General features: G+C 71.9%; 21 protein-coding genes and 1 pseudogene. 17 read left to right on the plus strand and 5 right to left on the minus strand.

What is annotated here, in order from left to right; all coding sequences use genetic code 11:
- Window positions 1-7: 7 nt before the first annotated feature.
- Entirely contained in the window at window positions 8-1,153 is a 1,146-nt protein-coding gene (locus VMI11_11595; protein ID HTY73052.1) for a 3-hydroxyacyl-CoA dehydrogenase NAD-binding domain-containing protein, read from the plus strand.
- Here VMI11_11595 and VMI11_11600 read toward each other — a convergent pair.
- Window positions 1,150-1,321 (minus strand): annotated as a pseudogene (locus VMI11_11600) (SAM-dependent methyltransferase). The gene VMI11_11595 and the pseudogene VMI11_11600 overlap by 4 nt on opposite strands.
- 35 nt (window positions 1,322-1,356) lie before the next feature.
- Window positions 1,357-2,397 (minus strand): aminotransferase class V-fold PLP-dependent enzyme, encoded by a 1,041-nt coding sequence (locus VMI11_11605; protein ID HTY73053.1) that lies wholly within the window; start codon window positions 2,395-2,397, stop codon window positions 1,357-1,359.
- Between the two features lie 59 nt (window positions 2,398-2,456).
- On the opposite strand from VMI11_11605, the gene VMI11_11610 reads away from it, so the two are divergent.
- Together VMI11_11610 and VMI11_11615 are read left to right on the plus strand one after the other, a co-directional pair.
- A complete protein-coding gene (locus VMI11_11610) occupies window positions 2,457-2,741 on the plus strand; it encodes a hypothetical protein (GenBank protein HTY73054.1) in 285 nt (94 codons plus the stop codon).
- Between the two features lie 12 nt (window positions 2,742-2,753).
- Entirely contained in the window at window positions 2,754-3,506 is a 753-nt protein-coding gene (locus VMI11_11615; GenBank protein ID HTY73055.1) for an alpha/beta hydrolase, read from the plus strand.
- A 42-nt stretch (window positions 3,507-3,548) separates the two neighbouring features.
- Here VMI11_11615 and mce read toward each other — a convergent pair whose 3' ends face one another.
- Window positions 3,549-3,971, minus strand: coding sequence for a methylmalonyl-CoA epimerase (gene mce / locus VMI11_11620; protein HTY73056.1), 423 nt, complete (start codon window positions 3,969-3,971; stop codon window positions 3,549-3,551).
- Between the two features lie 82 nt (window positions 3,972-4,053).
- Here mce and VMI11_11625 point away from each other — a divergent pair, with 82 nt between their 5' ends.
- The 7 genes from VMI11_11625 (at window position 4,054) to VMI11_11655 (ending at window position 13,669) form a co-directional block, all read left to right on the plus strand.
- On the plus strand, window positions 4,054-5,265 hold the full coding sequence (locus VMI11_11625; GenBank protein HTY73057.1) for an acetyl-CoA C-acetyltransferase: 1,212 nt from the start codon (window positions 4,054-4,056) through the stop codon (window positions 5,263-5,265).
- The gene (meaB, locus tag VMI11_11630; GenBank protein HTY73058.1) at window positions 5,262-6,230 is read left to right on the plus strand and encodes a methylmalonyl Co-A mutase-associated GTPase MeaB; all 969 of its coding nucleotides are present in this window, start codon (window positions 5,262-5,264) and stop codon (window positions 6,228-6,230) included. The genes VMI11_11625 and meaB overlap by 4 nt, the downstream gene beginning before the upstream one ends.
- A 100-nt stretch (window positions 6,231-6,330) precedes the next feature.
- Complete coding sequence (locus VMI11_11635; protein HTY73059.1) at window positions 6,331-7,227, plus strand: tetratricopeptide repeat protein; 897 nt, start codon at window positions 6,331-6,333, stop codon at window positions 7,225-7,227.
- Window positions 7,228-7,594: 367 nt separating this feature from the next.
- The gene (locus VMI11_11640) at window positions 7,595-9,658 is read left to right on the plus strand and encodes a glycosyl hydrolase (protein ID HTY73060.1); all 2,064 of its coding nucleotides are present in this window, start codon (window positions 7,595-7,597) and stop codon (window positions 9,656-9,658) included.
- Window positions 9,659-9,833: 175 nt separating this feature from the next.
- A complete protein-coding gene (locus VMI11_11645) occupies window positions 9,834-10,958 on the plus strand; it encodes a glycosyltransferase family 4 protein (protein HTY73061.1) in 1,125 nt (374 codons plus the stop codon).
- 7 nt (window positions 10,959-10,965) lie between these two features.
- Complete coding sequence (locus VMI11_11650; protein ID HTY73062.1) at window positions 10,966-12,408, plus strand: O-antigen ligase family protein; 1,443 nt, start codon at window positions 10,966-10,968, stop codon at window positions 12,406-12,408.
- Between the two features lie 16 nt (window positions 12,409-12,424).
- Entirely contained in the window at window positions 12,425-13,669 is a 1,245-nt protein-coding gene (locus VMI11_11655; protein HTY73063.1) for an acyltransferase, read from the plus strand.
- A 7-nt stretch (window positions 13,670-13,676) separates the two neighbouring features.
- Here the strand turns inward: VMI11_11655 and VMI11_11660 are convergent, their stop codons facing one another.
- Window positions 13,677-14,780, minus strand: a complete 1,104-nt coding sequence (locus VMI11_11660; protein HTY73064.1) for a glycosyltransferase family 2 protein — start codon at window positions 14,778-14,780, stop codon at window positions 13,677-13,679.
- A gap of 288 nt (window positions 14,781-15,068) precedes the next feature.
- On the opposite strand from VMI11_11660, the gene VMI11_11665 reads away from it, so the two are divergent.
- Together VMI11_11665 and VMI11_11670 are read left to right on the plus strand one after the other, a co-directional pair.
- Window positions 15,069-15,749, plus strand: coding sequence for a Wzz/FepE/Etk N-terminal domain-containing protein (locus VMI11_11665; GenBank protein HTY73065.1), 681 nt, complete (start codon window positions 15,069-15,071; stop codon window positions 15,747-15,749).
- A gap of 79 nt (window positions 15,750-15,828) precedes the next feature.
- Complete coding sequence (locus tag VMI11_11670; protein ID HTY73066.1) at window positions 15,829-16,815, plus strand: phytanoyl-CoA dioxygenase family protein; 987 nt, start codon at window positions 15,829-15,831, stop codon at window positions 16,813-16,815.
- Between the two features lie 102 nt (window positions 16,816-16,917).
- On the opposite strand, the gene VMI11_11675 is transcribed toward VMI11_11670, so the two are convergent.
- On the minus strand, window positions 16,918-17,343 hold the full coding sequence (locus tag VMI11_11675) for an acyltransferase (protein ID HTY73067.1): 426 nt from the start codon (window positions 17,341-17,343) through the stop codon (window positions 16,918-16,920).
- A gap of 751 nt (window positions 17,344-18,094) precedes the next feature.
- Between VMI11_11675 and VMI11_11680 the strand changes: the two genes are divergently transcribed.
- The 5 genes from VMI11_11680 to VMI11_11700 form a co-directional block, all read left to right on the plus strand.
- Window positions 18,095-19,603, plus strand: coding sequence for a glycosyl hydrolase (locus tag VMI11_11680; protein ID HTY73068.1), 1,509 nt, complete (start codon window positions 18,095-18,097; stop codon window positions 19,601-19,603).
- 239 nt (window positions 19,604-19,842) lie between these two features.
- The gene (locus VMI11_11685) at window positions 19,843-21,507 is read left to right on the plus strand and encodes an oligosaccharide flippase family protein (protein ID HTY73069.1); all 1,665 of its coding nucleotides are present in this window, start codon (window positions 19,843-19,845) and stop codon (window positions 21,505-21,507) included.
- Between the two features lie 3 nt (window positions 21,508-21,510).
- A complete protein-coding gene (locus VMI11_11690) occupies window positions 21,511-22,635 on the plus strand; it encodes a glycosyltransferase family 4 protein (protein ID HTY73070.1) in 1,125 nt (374 codons plus the stop codon).
- Window positions 22,636-22,853: 218 nt separating this feature from the next.
- Window positions 22,854-23,897, plus strand: coding sequence for a glycosyl hydrolase (locus VMI11_11695; protein HTY73071.1), 1,044 nt, complete (start codon window positions 22,854-22,856; stop codon window positions 23,895-23,897).
- Window positions 23,898-24,074: 177 nt separating this feature from the next.
- Window positions 24,075-24,875 (plus strand): hypothetical protein (locus VMI11_11700; protein ID HTY73072.1); only part of this gene is annotated, 801 nt, incomplete at its 3' end.

The raw sequence follows: 24,875 nt of genomic DNA on the forward strand, positions 1-24,875 counted from the left end.
GGGTGGCATGCGGGTCGATCGGGTCGGGGTCGTCGGGCTCGGGACCATGGGCGCCGGCATCGTGGAGGTCTTCGCCCGCGCGGGCCTGCCCGTGGTCGGGGTCGAGGCGACGCCAGAGTTCCTCGAGCGGGGACGCGGGATCCTCGAGGCGTCCACGGGCCGGGCGCTCGCCCGGGGCCGGCTCTCGGAGGAGGACCGGGCCGCGTTGCTCGCCCGGGTGACCTGGAGCAGTGATGTCGGAGACCTGGCCTCGGTCGACCTCGCCGTCGAGGCCGTGCCCGAGGTCCTGGACCTCAAGCGAGAGGTGCTGGCCGCCCTGGACCGGGTCCTCGCGCCCGGTGCCGTCATCGCGACGAACACCTCCTCCCTGCCGGTGACCGACCTGGCGGAGTCGACCGGGCGGCCCGATCGAGTGGTGGGGATGCACTTCTTCAACCCGGCACCCGTGCTCCGTCTCGTCGAGGTGGTGACGACGGTGCACAGCGACCCTGAGGCGGTGGCGTGCGTGCGTGACCTCGCAGTCGCGGTGGGCAAGAGCCCGATCGTCGTGGGCGACCGTCCCGGCTTCGTCGCCAACGCGCTCCTGCTCGGCTACCTCGGCGACGCCGTCGCGCTGCTCGACGCCGGCCAGGTGGCTCGCGACGAGCTCGACGCCTCGCTGGTAGCGGCCGGGATGCCGATGGGACCACTCGCCCTGCTCGACCTGATCGGTCTGGACGTCGCCCTCGCCATCTTCGGGGTCCTGGCCGCGGCGTCGCCGCGCTACGTCGTTCCGCCGGGGCTCGCGGCCTTGGTGGCCGAGGGCCGGCTGGGGCGCAAGAGCGGACGCGGGTACTGGACCTACGAGCGTCCCGGCAGCGGGACCGTCGTCGACTCGGGTGGCGAGGCGGCGCCGGTGCCCGGGGTGGCCGACGCGCTCGTGCTGCCGTACCTCAACGAGGCGCTGCGCATGGTGCAGGACGGCTACGCGAGCGCCGATGACGTCGACACGGCCATGCGCGAGGGCTGCGGTTTCCCGCGCGGACCGGTCGAGGAGGCCGACGACCGGGGGCTTCCCGCTGTCGTGGCGGGCCTTCGACAGCTGGGCGTGGAGCCCGTCACCATGCTGGCGGACTACGTCGCCGCCGGCCGCCGCACGGTGCGACCCGCCTAGCCGGGGCGCCGGCCCCAGGCGCTGACCAGCGGAGCGGTCGCGAGGTCCATGGTGCCCGAGGCGATGTCGGCGAGGTGCCGGTCGATCTCGGCGTCGGTGGCGAGCCCGGCGACGAGGGTCCCGGATCTGCACCACGGTTGCCCGCTCGAGGGCAGTGCACGCGGGCGAGCAGGCAGCCGCCGTCCTCGCTCATCGACACCCCGTCAGGCCCCGACGGATGCGCGTACGTCGGCCGCGAAGGCGTCCACGTCGGCCTCGGTGACGTCCCAGGCGGCGACCCACCGGACCTCGCCGACAGAGGGGTCCCACACGTAGAACGGCCAGCGTGCCCGCAGCGCCTCGATGGCGTCGTCGGGCAGGCGGGCGAAGACGGCGTTGGCCTCCGGCTCTCGGCTGAGCTCGACCACGTCACGCACCCCGTCGGCGAGGAGTCGGGCCATGGCGTTGGCGTGCCCGGCCAGGTCGAGCCACAGGCCGTCGCTCAGCAGCGCCGTCACCTGGGCCGCGACGAAGCGGTGCTTGCTCGCGAGCTGCGTCGCCTGCTTGCGGACGTACCTCGCGTGCTCGGCGAGCCTGGGATCGAGCCAGACCACCGCCTCACCCATCATCGCGCCGTTCTTCGTGAACCCGAAGCTCAGCACGTCGACGCCACTCACGGCTCCGGCGACGTCGCCACCGAGTCCGGCGACGGCGTTGGCCAGCCGGGCGCCGTCCATGTGCAGCAGCAGGCCGTGCTCGTGGACGACGTCCGCCAGCTCCCGCAGCCGATCCGGTCGCCAGAGCGTGCCGACCTCGGTCGACTGGCTCACGCTCACCACACGCGGCTGCGTGTGGTGCTGGTCACCCACCCCGTGCATCGCGGCTTCGACCAGGACCGGGTCCAGCAGGCCGTCGTCGGAGGCGAGGGGCACCAGCGTCGAACCGCTGAACCGTGTCGGGGCCCCGCATTCGTCGACCGCGATGTGGGCCAGGTGAGTGCACAGCACCGACTCGTACGGGCGCAGCAGGGAGGCGAGTCCGACGACGTTGGCCCCCGTGCCGTTGACCGTCAGCAGGACCTCGGCGTCGGGGGCGGCGAGCACCTCGCGGATCTGCGCGACCGCCCGCTCGGTCCAGTCGTCGTCGCCGTAGGCCACGGCGTGCCCGACGTTGGCCGAGGCGAGTGCCTCGAGCACCCGCGGGTGGACGCCGGCGGCGTTGTCCGACGCGAAGCCGCGCCGTGAGGAGGGGTCGGCAGCTGCCACGCCTCGACACCCTGGCACGTCCGTGCGCGCGCCGGTGACCCGGCGCGCAGACTGGACCCATGCCTCGACGCCACTCACGGCGCCGCGAGCCCGCCGGCCCGCAGCCCGGGGGCGCAGCGCAGGCGGTGGAGACCCATCCCGACGGGGAGTGGGTGGTACGGCGCATCACCGGCTCGTCGTCGACGAAGACCTACCGCTGTCCCGGCTGCGACCAGGAGATCCGGCCGGCCACCCCGCACGTGGTGGCCTGGCCGCTGGACGAGGGGTCCGACAGATCCTCGGAGCGTCGGCACTGGCACACGCCCTGCTGGTCGGCCCGAGGACGCCGGGCGCCACGTCGGTAACCTCGCCCGACCATGGACGAGATCCGGGCCACCACCGTGCTGCCTGCGCAGCGGGAGCCGCTCACCCTGCTCACCTCCGACGGCTTGCGCCTGGTCGGCGAGCTGGCCACCCCCGAGGACCGGCCGCCGGTGGCCACCCTCGTCTGCCTGCATCCCCTCCCGACGCACGGCGGGATGATGGACAGCCACGTCCTGCGCAAGGCCGCGTGGCGCCTGCCCGCCCTGGCCGGGCTCGCGGTGCTGCGGTTCAACACGCGAGGCACGACGAGCGCGGCGGGCACGAGCGAGGGGCACTTCGACGGCGGGAACGCCGAGGGGCTCGACCTGCTCGCCGCTCTTGACACCGTGGCCGCCCGCGGGCTTCCCCGTGCCTGGCTGCTGGGCTGGTCCTTCGGCACCGAGGTGGCCCTGTGTCACGGCCTCGACCCGCGCGTCGTCGGGGCCATCCTGCTCTCCCCGCCGTTGCGCAGGGCGAGCGACGCCGACCTCGACCGGTGGGCGGCAGACGGCCGGCCGCTCGTCGCCCTGGTCCCGGAGCTGGACGACTACCTGCGACCGGATGCGGCACGCGAGCACTTCGCGCGCGTCCCCCAGGCCCAGGTCGTGGGGGTCGAGGGGGCCAAGCACCTGTGGGTCGGCGAGCCGTACGTCCGCCGGGTCCTCGACGAGGTGGTCGCGGTCGTGGTGGGCCCGCAGGCCGTACCGCTGCCGCACACCTGGCACGGCCCCATGCAGCGCCACGACGACCTGCGCGGCCCCACGTAGCGACCCGTCCAGGGCACCCTCGACGCCCGGCCCGCGAGGGGTCTAGCGAGCCGGCTCGACGAGCTCGACGAGGACACCCCCGGCGTCCTTGGGGTGCACGAAGTTGATCCGAGACCCCGATGTCCCGCGCCTCGGCTCGTCGTAGAGCAGGCGCAGGCCGCGGGCGCGGAGGTCAGCGCTGGTGGCGTCGATGTCGTCCACGGTCCAGGCCTGGTGGTGCAGCCCCGGGCCGCTCCTGTCGAGGAAGCGGGCGATCACCGACTCGGCGGTCATCGGCGCCAGCAGCTGCAGGCGGGCACCGGGCCCGTCGACGTCGGGCGCCGCGGCGAGCATGGCCTCGCGGACGCCCTGCTGCTCGTTGTCCTCCTCGTGGACGGTGACCAGACCGAAGGTCTCGGCGTAGAACGCCTTGGCGGCCTCGAGGTCGGCCACCGCCACCCCCACGTGGTCGATTCGTGTGATCACGAGCTCCTCCTCCGGCGGCCGGCGGCCCTTGGCTCGGTATCGTGGCAGGAGGACCCCGTGCGGTCAGGAGGCTTCTGTCCCTATGTCTGTCACCAGCTCCGCCAGCTCGAACCCCTCGGTCATCCTCGCCGGCGCCCGTACGCCCGTCGGCCGGCTGCTCGGCTCGCTCAAGGGCTTCTCGGCTCCCGAGCTGGGGGGCATCGCCATCACGGCGGCTCTCGACCGTGCCGGCGTCCGCGGCGACCAGGTCGACTACGTGATCCTCGGCGAGGTCCTGCAGGCGGGCGTCGGCCAGCTGCCCGCCCGCCAGGCGGCGGTCAAGGGGGGCATTCCCATGGACGTGCCCTCGATGCTGGTGAACAAGGTCTGCCTGTCCGGGCTGGACTCGATCGCGCTGGCCGACCAGCTCATCCGCGCGGGTGAGTTCGAGATCGTCGTCGCCGGCGGCATGGAGTCGATGACGCGCGCGCCCCACCTGCTCACCGGCATGCGCGAGGGTGTGAAGTACGGCGACTCGACCGTCGTCGACTCGATGGCCTACGACGGGTTGTTCTGCGCCTTCGACCAGGTGCCGATGGGGCTGTCCACGGAGCGCTACAACGCCAGGTACGCGCTGACGCGCGAGGAGCAGGACGCGTTCAGCGCGCGCTCGCACCAACGGGCCGCGCAGGCCGCGAAGAACGGCCTCTTCGACGAGGAGATCGTCCCGGTGCAGATCCCCCAGCGCGGCGGGGAGCCGCTCGCATTCGCCGAGGACGAAGGGGTGCGCGCCGACACCACCGTCGAGTCGCTCGGCCGGCTGCGCCCGGCCTTCGCCAAGGACGGGACGATCACCGCCGGATCGGCGTCCCAGATCTCCGACGGAGCGTGCGCCGTCGTCGTCACGAGTCGGGCCAAGGCCGAGGAGCTGGGACTGGGCTGGATCGCGGAGATCGGTGCCCACGGAGTCGTGGCCGGACCGGACGCCAGCCTGCACGAGCAACCCGCGAACGCGATCGAGAAGGCGCTCGCCCGAGAGGGCTTGACGCCCGCCGACCTCGACCTGGTCGAGATCAACGAGGCCTTCGCGGCGGTCGGCCTGGTGTCGCAGCGCAGGCTCGGCCTGGGCGACGAGCAGGTCAACGTCAATGGGGGTGCCATCGCCATCGGTCACCCGATCGGCATGTCGGGGGCCCGCATCGCCCTGCACCTCGCCCTCGAGCTGCGTCGTCGTGGCGGCGGGCTCGGCGCTGCGGCCCTGTGCGGCGGCGGGGGCCAGGGCGACGCCCTGCTGCTGCGGGTGCCCTCGTCCTGAACGAGCCCGCGGCGCCCGAGGTCGCCGCACTCCTGCAGCAGGCGCGTGCGGGGCAGGCACGGGCCCTCGCCCGCCTGGTGAGCCTGCTCGAGCGCCCCGACGGCCCCCACCGGGAGATCGCCGTCGCGCTGGCACCCTACGGCGAGCGCGCGCGTGTCATCGGTGTCACGGGCGCACCCGGCGTCGGCAAGTCCACGACGACCTCGGCCCTGGTGCGCCACCTGCGCAGACGCGGTGAGCGGGTGGGTGTCATCGCCGTCGACCCGTCCTCGCCGTTTAGCGGGGGCGCGCTGCTGGGCGACCGGATCCGCATGCAGGAGCACGCGACCGACCCGGCCGTCTACGTCCGCTCGATGGCGGCTCGAGGCCATCTCGGCGGCCTCGCCGTGGCCACACCGGCGGTGCTCCGCCTGCTCGACGCCGCAGGGTTCGACACCGTTCTCATCGAGACCGTCGGCGTGGGGCAGTCCGAAGTGGAGGTGGCCGGCACCGCCGACACCGTCCTCGTCCTGCTGGCGCCTGGCTCCGGCGACGCGGTCCAGGTGGCCAAGGCCGGGCTCCTCGAGGTCGGGGACGTGTACGCGGTGAACAAGGCCGACCGTGACGGGGCGGAGGCGGTGGTCAAGGAGCTGCGCCAGGTGCTCGGCGTGGTACCACGCGCGGCCGCCGACTGGGCGCGCCCAGTCGTGCGCACCGTCGCCACGACGGACGAGGGGATCCCCGACCTCCTGGCCGCCCTCGACGCCCACGCCGCCTGGGCCGGTCGCAGCGGCGAGCTGGCCCGCCGGCGCGAAGCCCGCGCGGCCAGGGAGATCGCCGCGCTAGCCCTCGCCCACCTGACCCGCTCCGCGGTACCCGAGCTCGACGGGCAGCAGCCGCTCACCGAGCTGGCCCGCCGCGTCGTTGCCGGGGAGCTGGACCCGTGGACCGCCGCGGACCTGCTCCTCGCGGCCCGAGCCGACTGAGCGCGGCACCGGCCACCAGCCGCACCGGGTCCGCTTCGTCTCGACGCCCGCGCGGACACCGGGCGCGACGGGTCGGCCGCCGCTGGGTGAGAATGCCGCCATGACCCAGCCGAGCTTCGCCGCCTACGGTGCCGTCGACCTGGCGGCGCTCGCCGCCCAGCGAGCCGCCGAGGAGCGCGCCCAGGCCCGTGCCCACCAGCAGGCCGAGGGCGGTTCCCCGGCGCCCGTCGTGGTGGACGTCACCGAGGGCAGTTTCCAGGCGGAGGTCGTCGACCGGTCGATGACCGTTCCGGTCGTCCTGGACTTCTGGGCCACCTGGTGCCAGCCGTGCCGGACGCTCTCCCCGATCCTCGAGCGTGCGGCCGAGGCCGACGACGGCGCCTGGGTCCTCGCTCGGATCGACGTCGACGCCAACCAGCGACTGGCCGCCGCCGCCCAGGTGCAGTCGATCCCGACCGTGCACGTGGTCTGGCAGGGCCAGCTCGTGCCCGGCTTCACCGGGGCGCTCCCCGAGCCCGACGTGCGGGCCTTCCTGGACCAGGTCAAGCAGCTCGCGTCGGCCGGTGCGGGGGAGCCCGTCCAGGGCGTCGACCCGCACCTCGACGCCGCGGCCGACGCCCTCGACGCGGGGGACCTCGACGCCGCCGAGGCGGCGTACCAGGCCCTGCTCGCCGAGCGGCCCGGCGACGCCGATGCCCGTGCGGGGCTGGCCACGGTGGGACTGCTGCGCCGGGTGGCTGGACGAGCGCCCGAGGTGGTCCTCGCGGAGGCGGGGCGAGACCAGGCGGTGGGGCCGCAGCTGGCCGCGGCGGACATCGAGTTCGCGACCGGCAACCTCGACGCCGCCTTCGACCGGCTCGTGGCCGGTGTCCGGCGAAGCTCGGGGGAGGAGCGCGAGGCCTACCGCGGGCGGCTGGTCGAGTTCTTCGAGATGCTCCCGCCCGATGACGCCCGGGTCGCGCGGGCACGTACGGCGCTGGCGTCCGCCCTGTTCTGACGTCCCGGTGCGCGACTGCTGCGCACGCTGAGTGCTCCTGTGCACGCTGAGTATTCCTGTGCACAGTGAGTGCTCCTGTGCACAGTGAGTGCTCCTGTGCACGTTGAGTGCTCCTGGGCACGCTGAGTGCTTCTGGGGCTGACCGCCTTACGGCATCCGGGTGATGTCGTACGCCGGACCACGCCGCCTCACCCGATCGGGCGAGAAAAGGTCCTGACCTGGGGCCGATCCGTTAGCCACAACGCAATCGGCCAGGGTGCGGGCCAGACCGGTGGTCCGCGGGCGAGAAAGCATCGACGGTGGTCCCGTTGGGGAGCGGGCGCCCTCGGCGCGGGGACCTGGTCCTGGAGAACGGGACCTCTGCGCCATGAGCTCTGGGCACCTCGCGCCCCCATCTCCCCTCAGCACCCTCTCGCTCGCGCGGCTGCGGGCGGCCACCGGCCACGCCCGCCGGGTCACTCCCCTGCAGTGGGGGATCTCCCTCACCCTCGCCGCGCTCGTCCTGCTGGGCTTGCTGACCCCGCTGACGCTCGGCGGCCAGGGGCGCGCTCAGGCATCGGTGACCCTGCGCTCCGGTGTCTACTGCGACGGCCTCAAAGCGGCCTGCACGGACACCTTCGCGACCTGGCGCGGCCAGCCGGTCCGCTCGACGCTGACCTTCTTCCCGGACTCCACGTGGTCTGACATCGAGGGCCCGGACTGGTGGTACCAGGGTTGGCTCAGCAACCCCTATCGCAGCGTCGCCGTCGTCACCATCCCCATGCTCCCGGCCAAGGGCACCAGCGCCGACCCGACGCCCACCCTGGAGGAGGGAGCTGCCGGGGACTACGACGCCTACTGGAAGGTGGTGGCGCAGCGGCTGGTCGCCAACGACATGGCGGGCGTGACGATCCGGCCCGGCCACGAGCTCAACGGCAGCTGGTACCGATGGGCCGCCCAGAAGGACCCCGCGGCCTACGCCGGCTACTTCCGGCAGATCGTCACCACCATGCGCAGCGTGCCCGGTGCGAACTTCTCCTTCGACTGGAACGTCGCGGTCGGAGGCGACTCCTGGGACGCCACGGCGGCCTGGCCCGGCGACGCCTACGTCGACACGGTCGGTCAGGACGTCTACGACGTGAAGTGGGGCGACTCATCAGCGAGCCCCCAGACGAGGTGGAACGCCCTGCTGAACGGCGGGAAGTTCCACGAGGGCCTGCAGTTCTGGGCCAACTTCGCGGCGGCCCACGGCAAGCCGATCTCCTTCGCCGAGTGGGCGCTCGTCGCGGCAGGCGCGTCGATGGCCAACGGGGGTGAGGGCAAGGACGATCCGTACTTCATCCAGCAGATGCACACCTGGTTCGTCACCCACCCCACGGCCTTCGAGATCTACTTCGACCGGACGGCCACCGACGGCGACCACGTGCTCAACGGCGGCAAGTTCCCGCAGTCGGCCACCGTGTACCGCCAGCTGTTCTCCAGCTCGTCGACGGTGAGCCTGCCCAGTTCGTCATCGTCGGCTGTCTCATCGTCGGCTGGGTCATCTTCCTCGGCCGCAGCGTCCGGCTCGGCCGCGTCGAGTGACCCGGTCTCCAGTGACCCGGTCTCCAGTGACCCGGCCTCCAGTGACCCCGCGAGCGACCCAGCCGCGAGCGGCTCATCGACCGACCCCACGCCCGCTGGCTCGACGCCTGCCGACTCGACGTCAGCGGGAGCCCCGAGCCCTGCCCCGTCGAGCGTCGGCGCGACGACCGCATCCGCCCCTGTGAGCCACCGGGTCCTCCTGCGGGTCAGCGGCAAGGCCGACCGGGCCGGCGCCCGACCGCTGTGGGGCCGGACCCTCCACGGCAACAGCTACGTGTTCGCCACGGCGCCCTCGGCCCGTGAGGTGGCCTTCTACCTCGACGACGTCCATCGGCGCCACCGACCGATGCGGCTGGTGAGCAGCGCGCCGTTCGACCTCCAGGGGACCAGCGAAGGCCTGGGCCGGCCGTGGCGCACCTGGCGACTGACCACTGGGACCCACACGCTGACTGCGGTGGTGTGGCTGCGCGACGGGTCGACGGTGGTCCGCACGGCCCGCTTCCACGTCATCGGCCGGGTCGCCCCGGCGTACCGGACCGTGCTCGCCGTGACGCGCTTCGACACGCGCACCCACGCGCACCGGCTCGCCGGCACGGTGGTGAGCGGTGAGGAGTACGTCTACCTGTCGGCGCGGCGCCCCTCGTCGGTCGCCTCGGTGAGCTTCTACCTCGACGACCCCCACCGCCGCTCGCCGGCGGTGCGTCGCGACTCGCGGCGCCCCTTCGACCTGGTCGGCTCCTCCGGCGGCAAGGCGCTGGGCCTCGACACCGGCCTGATGCGGACCGGCTGGCACTCACTGATGTGCGTCATCCACTGGAAGGACGGCACCGTCACCACCCACCTCGTGCGGTTCCGCGTCGTGCGCTGAGCCCGATGCCGTGGTCCGAACGGGTGTCCGGGGCTCAGCCGTTGGGTCCGGGTTGGGTCCCGGGCGAAGCGATCGGACCCTGTGCCGACCTATAGTGACCGTCGGTGACCGTACGTCGGGGGGCCGGCTGCGCCGCGGTCGTGAGGGGGAGGAGCCACTCCTGAGAAGCGTCATGGTGACCAAGTTCGTCCCGTCGCCGGCGAACTCGGGGGGCAAGCTCCGCTCGCTCGCGATCGCGCGTCGCCTGGCCGCGATCAGCGACGAGCTGGTCCTGTGCTGCTTCTCCGACGCGACGGGCGACCCGGTGGCGCTGCGCGAGCTCGGCATCGACGTGCGGACGGTTCCCTGGCGACCCGACCTCCCGCACGTCGTGCGGGGTATCGCGCGGACCCACACCGGCTCCGCGGGACGGTTCTGGGACAAGGACCTCGCGGCGCTGGTGCACGACGCGACGCGGGAGAAGCCCACGGACCTCCTGCAGGTCGAGTACTCCCAGCTCGCGTCCTATCTGCCGGTCGGCGCGGCGCGGCGCAAGGTGCTGGACTTCCACAACATCGAGTCCTCGCTCGCCCTGAGCTTCGCGCGAAGCAGCAAGACCCTGAAGGGCCGCCTCGCCTACGCCGAGGCGCCGATGCTGCGCCGCAGGGAGCGGATCGGAGCCGAGCAGGCCGACCTCGTGTCGGTCGTGAGCCGGATCGACGCCGAGCGCATGCCCGGCCGTCCCCGAGAACTGATCATCTGCCCCAACGGGTGGGAGCCGACCGAGCCGCTGCCCGCGTCGGACGAGCCCCTCGCGATCTTCGTCGCGCTCATGGGGTGGAAGCCGAACATCGACGCCGCACTCTGGCTCGGCCGTGAGGTCTGGCCCCGGGTGCGTGAGCGCATGCCGGAGGCACGGCTGGCCCTCGTCGGACGTGAGCCCGCCGCCGAGGTGCGTGCCCTGGCCGCGCCGGACGTGGAGGTCACCGGGACCGTTCCCGACGTCCGGCCGTACCTCGCCCGGGCCAGGGTCGCCGTGGCGCCGCTCCTCTCCGGCGGCGGGACCCGGCTGAAGGTGCTCGAGGCGCTGGACGCCGGCCGGCCGATCGTGTCGACCACCATCGGCATCGAGGGCCTGGAGGACCTCGTCGGGGACGCTGCTCTCGTGGCCGACGAGCCGGACGCCTTCGCCGAGCGTGTCGTCGAGATGCTGTCGGACCCCGACCGCGCGGCCAAGGCCGGCGACGTGGGGCACCGACTGGTCGCGGAGCGCTACTCCTGGGACCGCGTGCTCGCCCCCTGGCTCGAGCGGATCGGGTGATCCGGCGATGCGCGGCGGGAGCCTGGTGTTCCTCTTCGAGCTGGTCATCTTCGGCGTCTGGGCGTACTACCGCGAGCGGGCCGGCCGAGGCGTGCACGTCGTCCTCACCCTGTGGTGGGTGGCGCTGCTCGACACCGTCTTCTACGCCGACACCGACGCGAGCTTCCTCAACGGGTTCTTCCATCCGGCCGTGCTCGGGCAGAACGTCCGACTGGTGCAGCTGCTCATCCCCGTCGCGTTCGCCGCGCACGTCGCCTGGGCCGGCTGGCCGCGCCGATGGGCGGTCTCGGCGCCATGGTGGTGGGCGTTCGCCGTATGGACGGTCTACTGCCTGTTCAGCGGCATCGTGCAGCATCACGCCGGAGCCCTGATCTTCCGGCAGGCGTCGATCCTCATCTACGTGATCATGATGCTCGCCCTGACGGCGGCCGTGCCGGTCGAGCAGTATCTCGATGAGAAGCGCTTCACCCGTTTCGTGGGCTGGGCGGCGGCCATCGGCGGCACGATGCTCGTGCTGACCGAGGCGGGGGTCAGTCACACGACGAACGCGATCCCGGGCCTGCCCCTGTTCCAGTTCGGCCAGCTCGGGCCGGACGCGGCTTCGCTGTTCCCCGCCATCGGGGTGATCGGCTTCCTCGTCGAGCTGTCCCGCCCGCGTCGCCGGCGTCCGTGGTTCCTGGCCGCCTGCGTGGTGCTGATCCTGACCCATCTCGCGTCCACGCAGCGCGCAGAACGGCTGGACCTCTACGTGACGATCCTGGTGGTCCTCCTGCTCTGCCTGTACCCAGCGCGCCGCAACCTTCGGCTGAGCCGGTTCGCGGTGGGCGCCACCCTGGTGGGTGCGGCGACCCTCGTCCTCGCGGTGCCGATGTTCCTCGCGGGAGTGCAAGGCGCCACGGCGGGGCAGGCCGCGGTCGTCAAGGTGCCGCTGGCCCAACAGACGCTCACCGCGCTGAACCCGAGCCACCGGGTCGGGTCTGTCCAGTCCCGGTACAACCAGTGGGACGTCGTCATCCCGTTGATCGAGCAGCGGCCGATCATCGGGTACGGCCTCGGGGACACGTTCGTGCACTACGAGGAGGGTCTGCGCCAGGACGTCACGATGGACATCACGCACGACATCTTCCTCGACATGCTCTACCGGGGCGGGATCGTCGGCCTGGTCATGTTCGTCGGCGCGGTCGCATCCGTCATCAACGCCGGCGTGCTCGTCTGGCGCCGCCACCTGCGGCCGTACGTCGCCGCGCTGGCCCTCGGCGCCACCGCCGCTCTGGTTGGCCTCATCGCCCGTGGGCTCGTCGAGTCGGTCTTCGAGAAGTACCGCCTCGCCGTCGGCATGGGCGTCCTCATCGGCCTCATCCTCTCTGCGCGCAGCTCGCTCGGCCCGGCCACCTGGCCGGACCGTGAGGAGGAGCGCGCCGAGCCGGACGTCGAGCCCGTGGCCCGCTGAGGCCCGGTGGAGCATCGTGACGACGCTGACCTACGACGAGTACCGCGCCCGCCGGCGCATCGACGTCCTCGACGGCCTGCGCGCCATCTCGATCGTCCTGGTGATGACGGCGCACCCCGCCTACCGGCACGTGTGGCCGGCCTTCCACGGCAAGACCGGGGTGACGATCTTCTTCGTCCTCAGCGGCTACCTGATCACCACTCTCGCCCTGCGTGAGGAGCAGACCTCCGGCCGTCTGGACCTCGCCGGGTTCTACGTCCGACGGGTGTTTCGCATCTACCCGCTCTACCTGGCGATCCTGGCGCTGTACGCGATCCTCATCCTCGGGCTGCACCAGCAGCCCGACCGCCGAGCAGCCTTCGTGTCGAACATCCCCGAGTACCTGCTCTTCCTGCCCGAGCACGCGGTCTTCTTCCCCTACCACGGTCACACCGCGCCCTTCGACGGCTCCTGGTCGCTGGGGATCGAGGAGAAGTTCTACTTCTTCTGGCCGCTGCTCGGCTTCGTCCTGCTGGCGCACCGCTTCCGCGGACGTCTGCTCTTCCTCTCGATCGTGGCGGCGCTCTTCTTCGTCGTGCCCTGGACCATCCACGGGCAGTGGGGCCTCGCGCTCGAGTCCTACGTGCACATCGCGCTGGGCTGCATCGTCGCGCTGCTCCTCCACAACCGACGGACCTACGACGCCCTGAGACGCCTCGGCGAGCCCCTGCCGCTGGCGCTGGCCATCGTCGTCGTGGTCGTCGCGCAGTTCTCCACGAACGCCGTCGAGAACGGCGGGTACCTCTACAGCGTTTTCGGGCTGCTGATCCTCCCGGCCTTCGTCGGCTGCGTCGTCACCAACACCAGGGTGGCGGCGGCCCTCACGCTGGGCCCGATGCTGTTCCTCGGCCGGATCTCCTACGCCCTCTACCTGACCCACAACTTCGGCCTGAACTTCTCCGAGGCGCACTTCCCCCACACGCCTTTCGGCGGCTTCTCCCGGTCCCTCGTCACTACGTTCGTCGGGCTCTCCCTCGGGGTGCTGATGGCCTACGCGATGCACCGGGCGATCGAGCTGCCGTTCCTGCGTGTCGGCCGCCGCATCACGGGCCACGGCACCGGCCAGGCACCGATCCGGCCCGCCGACCGATCGGCCGCCGACTCCGCCGAGGACGAGGCGAGGATCCGCGCGACCCGCGGCGGCCGGCACGCGCGACGGCCTCGCGCCGAGGGAGCGCTCGCAACCGAGCCGCTGCCTCAGGCGGAGATCACCCGCGGCTGAGGCGGCGTCAGCGGCCGCGCAGCCGCTGGCGGGCGACCTGGGCCACCCGCTGCCAGAAGCCGACGCCCCATCCGACATGCATTGCGACGAAGGCGGGAGCCACGTATCGACGAGCCTTCGGGTCGACCTGCTTGGCCGTCTGGGCGGTGGCGACACCGAGCCCGAGGACGTACGGGGCCGCCAGCGCCGCTCCGGCGGCCGGCCGGCGAAGGGACACCGCCGCCGCGGCACCCAGCATCAGGACGAGGGCGGGCGCGGCCAGGTGCCGCGGTCGCAGCGACGCGGGGTGCTTGAGCGCGACCATGACCTTGCCGCCGCCGTAGCGCCGGTACTGCTTGTACAGGGCGCCGATCGACTGCCGGCACTCCCAGTCGATGCGCATCGCGGGGTCGAAGAGGATCCGGTGCCCCGCAGCACGGAGCCGGTAGTCGAGCTCGAAGTCCTGGTTGACCACCAGCTCCTCGTCCCAGCCGCCCATCGACCGCAGGAGGTCCACCGGATAGGCGCCGAAGGGGACGTGCTCGACGTCCGCGACCTCCTCGCCCCAGTGGTAGGTCGAGCCACCGACTCCGAAGCGAGAGGCCATCGCGGCGGCGACCGCCCGCCCGGCCGGCGTGTGCCCGACGCCGTCCTTGCGGCCCCCGACACCGCCGTAGCGGCCGGTGCGCAGGTGGGCGACGGCCAGGCGGACGTACTCGGGCGGCACCTCCGCGTGCGCGTCGACGCGCACCAGCCAGCGCGACCGGGCCTCCGCCAGGGCCACGTTGAGCGAGACCGGGATGATGCGACGAGGGTTGTGGAGCAGCCGTACCCGAGGGTCGCGGTCGGCGTACTCCGCAACGATGTCGGGGGTGCGGTCGGTCGAGTCGCCGTCCACGACCAGCACCTCGATCGCGGTCCAGTCCTGGGCGAGGATCGAGTCGAGGCAGGCGCCGATGGCGTTCTCCTCGTTGCGCGCCGGGACGACGACGCTGACCAGCTCCTCCGCGTCGCTCACCTCGCCCGTCGCCGGCCAGGCCGGCCGCAAGGCCCAGACCCGGCGGATCGGCTCGGGTGCGCCGTCCTCGGCGGACCTCTCGTCGTCGGACCAGTCCCGGACTGCAGCGGACATCGCGTGGTTCCCTCCCCGTGCGGGGCTCTCCGCGCACCGCGGTCACACCGTAGCGTCGCGCGACCCGCTCCGCGCCCCCGGCCGCACCACCTCGACCCGATGGGACCAGCCGACCTCCTCCCAACGGACGAACCTGGTGGTCCATCCGGGCGTTCGGACCGAGTCGCTCTCGCGAAGCCCCTGGAGGCACGTCGTAGAGTGAAGCCACGGCGGGGGAGGCCGCATTCGCCCCTGTCGTGGCCGCGATCTGATGGTCGTCGCCTTCGACCACCGAGGGGAAGTGACAGGGTGGAGTCGGGCCGGTTGTGGGCGTCGATCTCCCGGCACTGGCTGCTGTGGATCGTCGTCTTCGTGCTCGTCCTCGGCGCGGCCGTCGCGGCTGCCTTCCTGCCGAAGCCGACATATCAGGCGACGGCCACCTTCGGACTGGTGCCGCAGCAGCCGACGAGCAGCCCGACCGTCGCACCGCAGGCGTCGCTGGCGCAGTCGCTGGTGGGCAACTACCTGGCGCAGATCGACAGCAAGACGACCGAGACCAAGATCCGGGCCCTGATCACCGGACCGGAGAAGACCGTCGCCTGGACGGCGACCGGCGTCAACGACCCGGGCACGCTGGTTCTGCGCGTCCAGGTGTCCAGCCAGGACTCCTCGGTCGTCGCCTCCGTCGCCAACGCCTACGTGCGGCAGTTCACCAACACGACCACGGCTCCCCCCGGTGTGAGCGTCGTGCAGTACGACGTGGCACGGACGCCGACCGCGCCGGTCTCACCGAACAAGAAGCTGCTCCTCGGCGCGGGTCTCGTGCTCGCGGTCGTCCTCGCGTCCGCGGCGGCCCTGCTCGCCGGGGACACGCCGAAGGGTCCGCGTCAGCAGCGTGGTTCACGCACGGGTGCGCCCACCCAGGTGCCGCCGGTCGGCTACGACGTACCGACGGATGGCGAGCGCACGGCCGAGCCCATCCGGGGCTGAGGAAGAGACAGCTCGGGGGCGTCGGCCGGGCGGGTTCGACCGTCGCGGCGAGAACCAGACGAACGAGGGGATGGGGCAGATGGACGTCACGACGACCGTGTCGTCGTTCAAGAAGACGCTGCGCACGGGGGAGCGCCTGGTCAAGCGCACGTCGGAACCGGTGTGGCGCTATGGGTTCAACGCCGGCCCGACGCGCGACTTCCGCCGACACCCACCGGCGCTGGGGGACGAGGCGCGCCGAGTGCTCGCCGACCTGGATCGCGACGGGCTGGCGCTGAGCACCCTGGCGGACCTGACGGGCGACCCTGACCTGCTGGGTCGCCTGCAGGCGGAGGCGGCCCGCCTCGAGGAGGCGAGGGCCGTCGACCTGGAGCGGCGCCGGCAGCGCATCGCCACCGCGGACGTCGGGGGGCCCAAGGACAAGGAGTTCGTCATCGAGCTCCTCGACTCACGTCGTCCGGTCATCGACCCGAAGGGCCTGCTCGCCCAGACCGCCCTCAACGACCAGCTGCGGGGTGTCGCGGACGCCTACTTCGGCATGCGCACCCGCGTGTCGGACATCAACTTCTGGCGCAACCTCCCGACGCCACTTCCCCCGCGGTCCTCGCAGCTGTGGCACCGTGACCTGCCCGAGGACTACTTCATCCTCAAGCTGTTCGTCTACCTCGAGGACTGCTACGAGGGGAACGGTCCCTTCACCTACCTGGTCGGGACGCACGGCAAGGGCGACCGCCGCCTGCAGCTCCCGGCGCAGGACGACGGCCAGACCATGCGCAGCACCGACGACGCGCTGGCGCAGGCGGGGGTCCTGGACCGGATGCGGGTCTGCACCGGCAAGGCCGGCTCGGTCGTCTTCGCCGACACCGTCGGCTATCACAAGGGCGGGTGGGTGCAGGAGAAGGGCCGTCTGCTCTTCCACGTCCTGTACTCCTCGCGCGCGGCTCACCCGAACCGCATGCTGGGCCTCCCGCACGGGGTCCGACGCTCGGACTGGGCGGACGACCTGGTCTTCGACCGCCACGCCGTGGGTCGCCCCGAGGTCCCTGAACCGGCTTCGCTCAACTAGCGCTTCGCACGTCGAGGGGCCGTCGGCAAGGCGTCGACGGCCCCTCGAGCTGCGTCTGCGCGTCCGGCGGATCTCCCACGCCTGCCCGGGGCCCCCGCAGCCTCACTCCCAGGTGACGTCTCTACGGACCACGCGGGCCGGGACGCCCGCCGCGAGGGCGGCGGGCGGGACGTCGTCGATGACCAGGGCCCCGGCCGCGATCACCGCGCCGTCGCCGATCGTCACGCCCTTGAGCACAGTGGCTCCGCTCCCGATCCAGACGTGGTCTCCGATTCGGACCGGGCTGGTCGTCGACTGGCCGTCGAGGCTGTGGTAGTCGGTGTCGAGGATGCGAACGTCCCACGAGATCGCGCACCCGCGGCCGATCTGGACGCTGCGCTTGGCCATGATCTCGGTACGTCGGTTGAGGTAGGTGTCGGCCCCGATGGTGATCGACGCTCCCGGGGCGTCGAGGAACAGCCGCACGTCGTCGTGGAGGCGAACGCCGGCCCCGAGCTCCACTCTGCCGTCAGGGAAGGGCCGGTTCACCCGTACCCGTCGTCCCACTTTGAGCCGGCCGTCGCTTCGCTGGATCCGGCGTGCAAACCACGCACCCCGGACGAACTGCCCAACTCGGGCGCGGGCATGTCGGCGCCTCGCGGTGTCGGTCAGGAGGCCGGTGATGCTCCCGGCGGACCCAGCGGCTTCGCCCACAGCCGTGCCTCCACAGATTTCTCGGGTGACGTGCGCCACACCGGATCGCGACTCCACGCGAGCCTAGCGGCGTCCCGGTCCGGGTCTCACGGACCGTGACGAACCCGCCGTGACCATTCCGTGATCGTCGTTATCTCGCCGTGATGACCTGCGCAGATGGCGGACAGTGACCTGCGCGAAGCGTGAGCGTCCCGGCGCGGCCTCTGTGGGCCGAGGCGGCTACGGCCTGTGGACAACGTCTGCCGGCGACACCAGCTGGGTCACGGATGAGGAGAAGTCGAGGTGCAACACCCATTCCTGAGGTTTGGCAAGGCTGCACGGATCCCTTACGGTGTTGCTCGCATCGTCCGAACGGAGGATGCCGCACCAGGGTGAGCGCCACCCCTCCTGTCCCACCCGCCGGTGTGTTCCCCGTCTCGAAATATGGACAGGATCGGGGGCACGGACCCGCTCCAAGGGCTCCGTGGCAGGGCTTCCCCGCCTTTCCCCAACCCCCATCAGCCAGCGTCGGCGCGTCCCGGCCCCTCAGGGCTCGGGACGCGTGTGGTCCTGGCTCACCCCGGTGGCGCTAGGGAAAGGCACCCACATGCGCGTAATCCATGCGTCTCGGCCAGTTGCCGAGCACGGCGTCCGTTCCACCAAGGTGTGGGCAGCGCTCGCGGCCGTGCTGGTCGCGGTCGTGTCGGCCGGCGTGCTCCTCGCCAACGGCCCTGGCAGTGGGGCGGCCTCCGCGGCCGGACCCTCGTGGCAGTCGGGTGTCTACGTCGGTGGCTGCAACTCGACGGCCATCAACCAGTTCAAGACCTGGCGCGGCAAGAGCGTCGCCCGCGGGATGGTGTTCCTCGGGTCCAGCTGGGCCTCCATCGAGAACCCGACCAGCGCGGCGAGCTGCTTCAAGTCCCTCGGGATACCGGTGACCTTCTCGGTGCCCATGCTCCCGTCCAGCGGCGCCAGCATCACCACGGGTGCGACCGGTGCGTACAACAAGTACTGGCTGGCGCTGGCCAAGAACCTGGTCAGCATGGGCCAGGCCAACGCCGACCTCCGGATCGGGTGGGAGATGAACGGCTCCTGGTTCAACTGGAGCGCGCGCAGCAACCCGACGGCGTGGAAGAACTACTGGATCCAGATCGTCAAGACCATGCGTACGGTCTCCGGGCAGCACTTCACCTACACCTGGGCGCCGGGCAACGGCCAGACGTTCGCGGTCGAGAACGCCTACCCCGGGGATGCCTACGTCGACTACATCGGTCAGAGCCTCTACGACGACTCGTACTCGACGACCAACCCGCAGACCCGCTGGAGCCAGCTGCTCAACGGGTCGCACGGGCTGGCCTGGCAGGCATCCTTCGCCGCGGCCCACAACAAGAAGCTCGCCTACCCCGAGTGGGCCCTGGCGACGCCGAGCAGCTTCAGCGGCCACGGCGGTGGAGACGACCCCTACTTCATGCAGCAGTTCTACAACTTCCTCAAGGCGCACAACGTGGCCTACGAGACCTACTTCGACGCCGACCACTCGCCGAACGTGCACCGCCTGAACGTCGGGACGTCGACCAGCGGCAACTTCAAGAACGCGGCGGCCTCGTACCGCTCGCTGTGGAGCGGCGTGTCCACTCCGGCGGCCACGACGACCACGTCGAGCACCAAGGCGTCGTCGTCCAGCGCGAAGCCGTCCGCCTCGACGAGCAAGTCGTCGAGCTCCTCGAAGGCGCAGCCGACGTCGACCAGCAAGGCGACCGTGACGGCGTCCTCGACGGCGCAGCCCACGACGGCGTCGTCGACGGCCAAGGACACGCTGCTCTACAGCACCAAGGCCAACCGTTCCTCACCCCATCTGCTCAACGGCGCGACGATCACGGGGACGGTGGCGATCTTCGTGACCCCGTCGAGCTCGGCGAAGAAGGTGACGTTCACCCTGGACGGCAAGACCGCACGGGTGGAAGGCGACGCCCCGTACGACTTCGCCGGCACGGCGTACTCCAACGCCAACCTGCACAGCTTCGCCTCCCTCGCCAAGGGCAAGCACACCGTCACGGCCGTGATCGCCTTCAGCAACGGGACCAGCAAGACCGTGAGCGCGTCCTTCACCCGCTGACCGAAGCGTCGGGACAGGCGTCGGCGGCACCCCTCACCAACGGGGGTGCCGCCGACGCCTGTCCGTTCGTCTGACACTCGATCGGCGCAACGGCTCCTGGCCGGACCCCGATCGACGTAGAACCATGGACGCGGGGCCGGGCGCGCGGGGTGGGCGTCCGGCCCTGCCAGGGCCGCGCGGGCCTCGCGCGGGTGCGCCACAATGGTGGTTCGACCGACGTCGTCTCCCGAGGGGGTGCCGTGACCGCCACCGACACCTCCGCGGTCGCGGACGTGGGCGGCGCGGCGAGCGACGGGGAGGAGCCTCCGGCCTCACCGAGCCTCGAGGGTGGCAGCGGGCTGCCGCAGAACCTGGGGCGCAACGTCTTCGTCAACTACCTCGCCGTGGTGGCGATCAGCGTCACCGCGCTGGTCACGACGCCGGTCCTCCTGCACCACCTCGGCACCGCGGCCTTCGGCGTCTATGCCCTCGCGGGCAGCGTGGTGGCCTATCTCCAGCTCTTCGACATGGGCTTCGGTGCGGCGACGATCCGCCAGGTCGCCGCCGATGCCTACCGCCGACCGGCCGGGGTCATCCGCACGATCAACACCAACTTCTTCGCCCTGAGCATCCTCGGCGGGTTCGCCCTCGTCATCGGCCTGCTGGTCGCCGTCGTGTCGCCGGCCTTCTTCCACGTCACGGGCGACCTGGCGCACGAGACCGTCATCACCTTCGCGATCCTGGCGGTCGCGCTCGCGATCTCGATCCCGTTCGACACCCTCGGCGGGGTCATCCAGGCCCACCAGCGCTTCGACTGGCTCTCGATCGCGAACGTGAGCGTGACCGTCCTCGCAGCCGTCGGCGGCTGCGTGGCCGTCGTCCTCGGCTACGGCCTCGTCGGCGCTGCGATCGCCAGCGCCGGGGCGGCCCTCCTGCTGCACTTCTTCCGCTGGGGGCTGGTGCGCAAGCTCGTCCCAGGCGTGCGTCTGTCCCCGCGGCTCGTGGACCGCAGCCGCCTCCGGGGCAGCGCACGCGAGTCCGGCTGGTTCCTCGTGCGAGACATGACCGACGTCGTCATCAACCAGGCCGACCTCGTGGTGGTCGGGTTCATGCTCGGCGCCAAGGCCGCCGCGGTGTACGCCGTCGGGCTCAAGCTGGCCCAGATCAGCCGCCGCGCCATGAAGCCGCTCTCGCAGGTGTTCTTCCCGCACGCCTCGACCCTGGCCAACAACGACGAGAAGCACCGGCTGTCGCTCCTGCTGATGGACGGCACGCGGGTCTCCCTCGCGATCGCGGTGCCGATCGCCCTGGTCCTGACGATCATGGCTCAGCCGCTGCTCGCGGCCTGGGGCGTCAGCGGCGACCTGGCCTCCGAGCTCAACCAGGCCGTCGCGGTGCTCGTGCTGCTGGCCGCGGCGCGAGGCCTCACGGCCATCACGGACACGGCGTGGTGGCTGCTCGCCGGAGCCGGGTGGATCAGGGTCACCGCCGCCGTCGCCGTGGTGGAGTCGGTGGTCAACCTCGGGTCCTCCCTCGTGCTGGCCCACCCGCTCGGCCCCGCAGGTGTCGCGCTCGGGACCTTCATCGGCCTGGTCTTCGTCGGACTGCCCTGCTCGCTCGTCCTGGCGGGCAGGCTCACCAAGGTCAAGCTCCGGACCTTTCTGCACCGCAGCGTCGCCCCGCAGGTGCTCCCCGCCGTCGTCGTCGGGGTGGGCCTGCTCGCCGCCGTCCACTTCCTGCCCGAGGACCGGCTGCTCACCCTCCTGGTGGCGGCAGCCGCGTTCTTGGTCTACATCGCCCTGTACCTCGTGGTCACGCCGGCTCCGGAGGAGCGGGAGCGTGGCCTTGCGTTGCTGCGCCGGGTGCGCCCGCCACGCCGTTACCGGCCGCGGCACGGCATGCCGCCGGCCGCGACCGCCGACTGACGGATGGCGACACCGACCCGTCGCGTGCTGCTGGTCTCGGGGGCCCCGATCTTCGGGGGGGCGGAGCGCAGCCTGCTGCTCCTCGCCACCGCCTTGCCGGCCGCCGGCTGGACGCCCGTGCTGGCCTGTCCGCCCGGCGGACTGGCCGACGAGGCCGAGCGAAGCGGCGTACGGGTCCTGCGGACCCCGCTGCGATCCGAGACGACGCTCGGGGACCGCAGCGGCGGTGGTGGCGGCTACTCCGCCCTCCTCCTCGCCCGCTACGCCGTCGACACCGCGGCAGGCGCCCTGCGGCTGGCCCGCCTCATCCGCCGGGAACGTCCGGCCGTGGTGCACTCCAACTCCCTGCCGACGCACCTGTCCGCGGTTCTCGCCGGGCGGCTCACCCGGGTGCCGGTGGTGCTGCACCTGCGCGAGATCGTCCGGCCCGGGCCGGGCCGACGGGTCCTGGATCTCGCCGGCCGTGGGGCAAGCCTCATGGTGGCCATCAGCCGGGCCACCGCCGCCGCGGTGAGCCACCGCAGGGTCGAGATCGTCCTCAACCCGGTGGCGCCCCCGCCCGCGAAGCTCCCGCCACCCGCGTGGGACCTCCCGCACCCGGTCATCGGCTTCCTCGGGCGCCTCGACCCGCCGAAGGGCATCGAGGACCTCCTGCGCGCCGCCTCGGGACTCGACGCCCACGTCGTCGTCGTCGGGGCCCCTTGGGCCGGGGACGAGGCGTACGTCGACTCGCTGCGCGCTCTCGGGGAGCGCTGCGCGCCCGGCCGGGTCCATCTCGTCGGCCCGTTGCCCGATCCCTGGCACGCGCTGGCGGGCATGGACGTGCTGGCCATCCCTTCCCGCATGGAGCCGTTCGGCCGGGTCGCGGTCGAGGCGCAGCTGGCCGGTGTCCCCGTCGTCGCCGCCGACGCCGGCGGGCTGCCCGACGCGGTCACTGACGGGGTCGACGGGTTGCTCGTCCCGGTCGGCGACGTCGCTGCCCTGCACGGGGCGCTGGTGCGCCTCCTCAGGGAACCGGAGCTGCGCGAGCGACTCGTCGTGGCCGGGCTGGCCTCGGCGCGACGCTTCCGTCCCGACCGGCATGCGCAGCGGATGGCGGAGCTCTACCGGGACGTGACGCGCGCGTGACCGGCTCATCACCGAGGGTGAATCCCTTGCGCTGAAACGGTGTCCAGGCCCTGTGGACCTCCCCCCATCGGCCGAACCGCCGATTCTGGATTCGGCGGACGAGCGATTACCGTGTGCGCCAGGAGCGTGTCGGCAGGGGGAGCGGGAGGCCGGCAGCCACGCCACGGGGAAGATCCGCACGACGATCGAGTCGGTGAGCCGACACGGAGGGACGGTCCATGACCGAGTACGGGGTGGCAGGCACGCGGGCGCGACGCCCGGTGCGTGCCCTGGTGGGCCTCCTCCTGGCGGTGGCGATCGTCGCCGCCCCTGCCGTCCCGGGTCTGGCCTCCCCTGCCCAGGCGGTCACGAAGTGGCAGTCCGGTGTCTACACCGGGACCTGCGACAAGTCTGCGCTGACGGCCTTCGGCACCTGGCGCCACTCCGCCGTGGAGCGGACGTCGGCCTACCTGAACGCGCAGACCTGGGGCCAGCTGACGACGCTGAAGTTCTTCGGGCACTGCCTGACCGGCATCGGCGTCCCGATCACCTTCTCGGTGCCGATGCTGCCGCTGAGCTACAAGCAGGGCAAGGCCCACCTCGTCACCGGCGCCGCCGGGAAGTACAACAAGTACTGGCTGGCCTTCGGCAAGACGATGGTGGCGGACGGATACTCCCGGGCGACGCTTCGGCTCGGCTGGGAGATGAACGGCAACTGGTACCCGTGGAACGCCGAGAAGGACCCCAAGCACTGGGTCTCCTACTGGCGGCAGATCGTCAAGACACTGCGCAAGGTTCCGAACCAGCACTTCACCTTCGAGTGGTCGCCGGCGCTCGGTGTCAACGGGCCGACCCACTTCCGTTCGACCAAGGTGTACCCCGGTGACGCCTACGTCACCTACATCGGGTCCACGGTCTACGACCAGTGGTGGGGCAAGAAGAGCGCCACGGTCGCGCAGCGCTGGGCGCACCTGACCAACCAGGACCTGGGTCTGAAGTGGCTGGCGAGCTTCGCGAAGAAGCACCACAAGAAGGTCGCGGTCGCCGAGTGGGGCCTCGCCAGCAAGGCCAGCTTCAGCGGTCACGGCGACGGGGACAACCCGTACTTCATCTCGCACTTCTATGCGTGGATGAAGACCGCCAACATGGCCTATGACATCTACTTCAACCGCTACCACTCCTCGGACCACAACGACCACCGCATGCTGCTCGGCACCACCAAGACCAACATCGCGTTCCTGAAAGCGGCGAAGGCCTACCGGAAGACCTTCGGCGGTCTGTGACGCGCTGGTCGAACAAGCCTCTTCGTCACGCTGCGGTCATTCGGCGTCGCTGTGCGGTGATCTGAGAAGACGAGCACGTAAATTCGAGGTGCAATCGCGTCCTCAGGCCTTGCCGTGCTCCGACCCACTCCGCTTGGATCGACCCGACCGGGGCGTGTCGAACTGGGGGGTGGGGCCGTGGCGACGACCTTGACCCGAACCCCCGGGCGCCGTGGCGCAATCGCCGCCGCGAATTCCAGTGCCGAATTCAGCGACGCATCGGCTGAGGTCTTCGCCGACCGCACGGAGGGGGGTTCCCGCCCCACCACGCGGCCGCGCTGGGCCTCGCGCTACGCGCGCTTCCTCGTGCTCTCGGACGCCCTCGTCGCGGCCCTGGCCGCCGGGGCGGCGCTGCTCCTTCGGTTCGGAGGTGCCGGCGGGACCTACGCGTGGGTGACGGTGGCCTTCCCCGCGCTGTGGGTGCTCTCCCTGGCCCTGTGCCGCTGCTACGAGTCGCGGTTCCTCGCCGAGGGCACGGAGGAGTTCCGGCGCGTCGTCGAGACCGCGGTGCGCGTGGTCGCCGGGCTGGCGCTGTTCGCCTGGGCCTTCGACGTTCCCTTCTCCCGCGGCTACGCCGGGCTCGCCCTACTCGCCACGGTCATCGGATCGCTGACGGTGCGCGCGCTGGCCAGGCTCCACCTGGTGCGGCTGCGCCGGGTCGGCCGTGCCTCGCACCGGGTCCTGGTCGTGGGCGGCGCCCGCTCCGCCGTCGAGGTCGCCCGGGGCCTGGTCGGGACGCCCGGCCGGGGGTTCAAGGTCGTCGGGCTGCTCACCGACGACGGGATGGCGGCGGCGGACCCGGCAGTCGCCCCCGTGGTCGGCCGCCTGTCGGACGTCCACGAGGCGCTGGCCGCCCATCGCATCGACACCCTCCTCGTCGTCCCCTCCGCCGGCTTCGAGCCGCGCGACCTGCGCCGGCTGTCCTGGGAGCTCGAGGAC

This window comes from Actinomycetes bacterium (assembly GCA_035506535.1).
Classification (GTDB): domain Bacteria; phylum Actinomycetota; class Actinomycetes; order DATJPE01; family DATJPE01; genus DATJPE01.

Coding starts and splice junctions, on each gene's coding strand:
- VMI11_11595 (HTY73052.1), top strand. CDS start 8: ATGCGGGTCGATCGGGTCGGGGTCGTCGGGCTCGGGACCATGGGCGCC.
- VMI11_11610 (HTY73054.1), top strand. CDS start 2,457: ATGCCTCGACGCCACTCACGGCGCCGCGAGCCCGCCGGCCCGCAGCCC.
- VMI11_11615 (HTY73055.1), top strand. CDS start 2,754: ATGGACGAGATCCGGGCCACCACCGTGCTGCCTGCGCAGCGGGAGCCG.
- VMI11_11625 (HTY73057.1), top strand. CDS start 4,054: ATGTCTGTCACCAGCTCCGCCAGCTCGAACCCCTCGGTCATCCTCGCC.
- VMI11_11635 (HTY73059.1), top strand. CDS start 6,331: ATGACCCAGCCGAGCTTCGCCGCCTACGGTGCCGTCGACCTGGCGGCG.
- VMI11_11640 (HTY73060.1), top strand. CDS start 7,595: ATGAGCTCTGGGCACCTCGCGCCCCCATCTCCCCTCAGCACCCTCTCG.
- VMI11_11650 (HTY73062.1), top strand. CDS start 10,966: ATGCGCGGCGGGAGCCTGGTGTTCCTCTTCGAGCTGGTCATCTTCGGC.
- VMI11_11660 (HTY73064.1), bottom strand. CDS start 14,780: ATGTCCGCTGCAGTCCGGGACTGGTCCGACGACGAGAGGTCCGCCGAG.
- VMI11_11670 (HTY73066.1), top strand. CDS start 15,829: ATGGACGTCACGACGACCGTGTCGTCGTTCAAGAAGACGCTGCGCACG.
- VMI11_11680 (HTY73068.1), top strand. CDS start 18,095: ATGCGCGTAATCCATGCGTCTCGGCCAGTTGCCGAGCACGGCGTCCGT.
- VMI11_11690 (HTY73070.1), top strand. CDS start 21,511: ATGGCGACACCGACCCGTCGCGTGCTGCTGGTCTCGGGGGCCCCGATC.
- VMI11_11695 (HTY73071.1), top strand. CDS start 22,854: ATGACCGAGTACGGGGTGGCAGGCACGCGGGCGCGACGCCCGGTGCGT.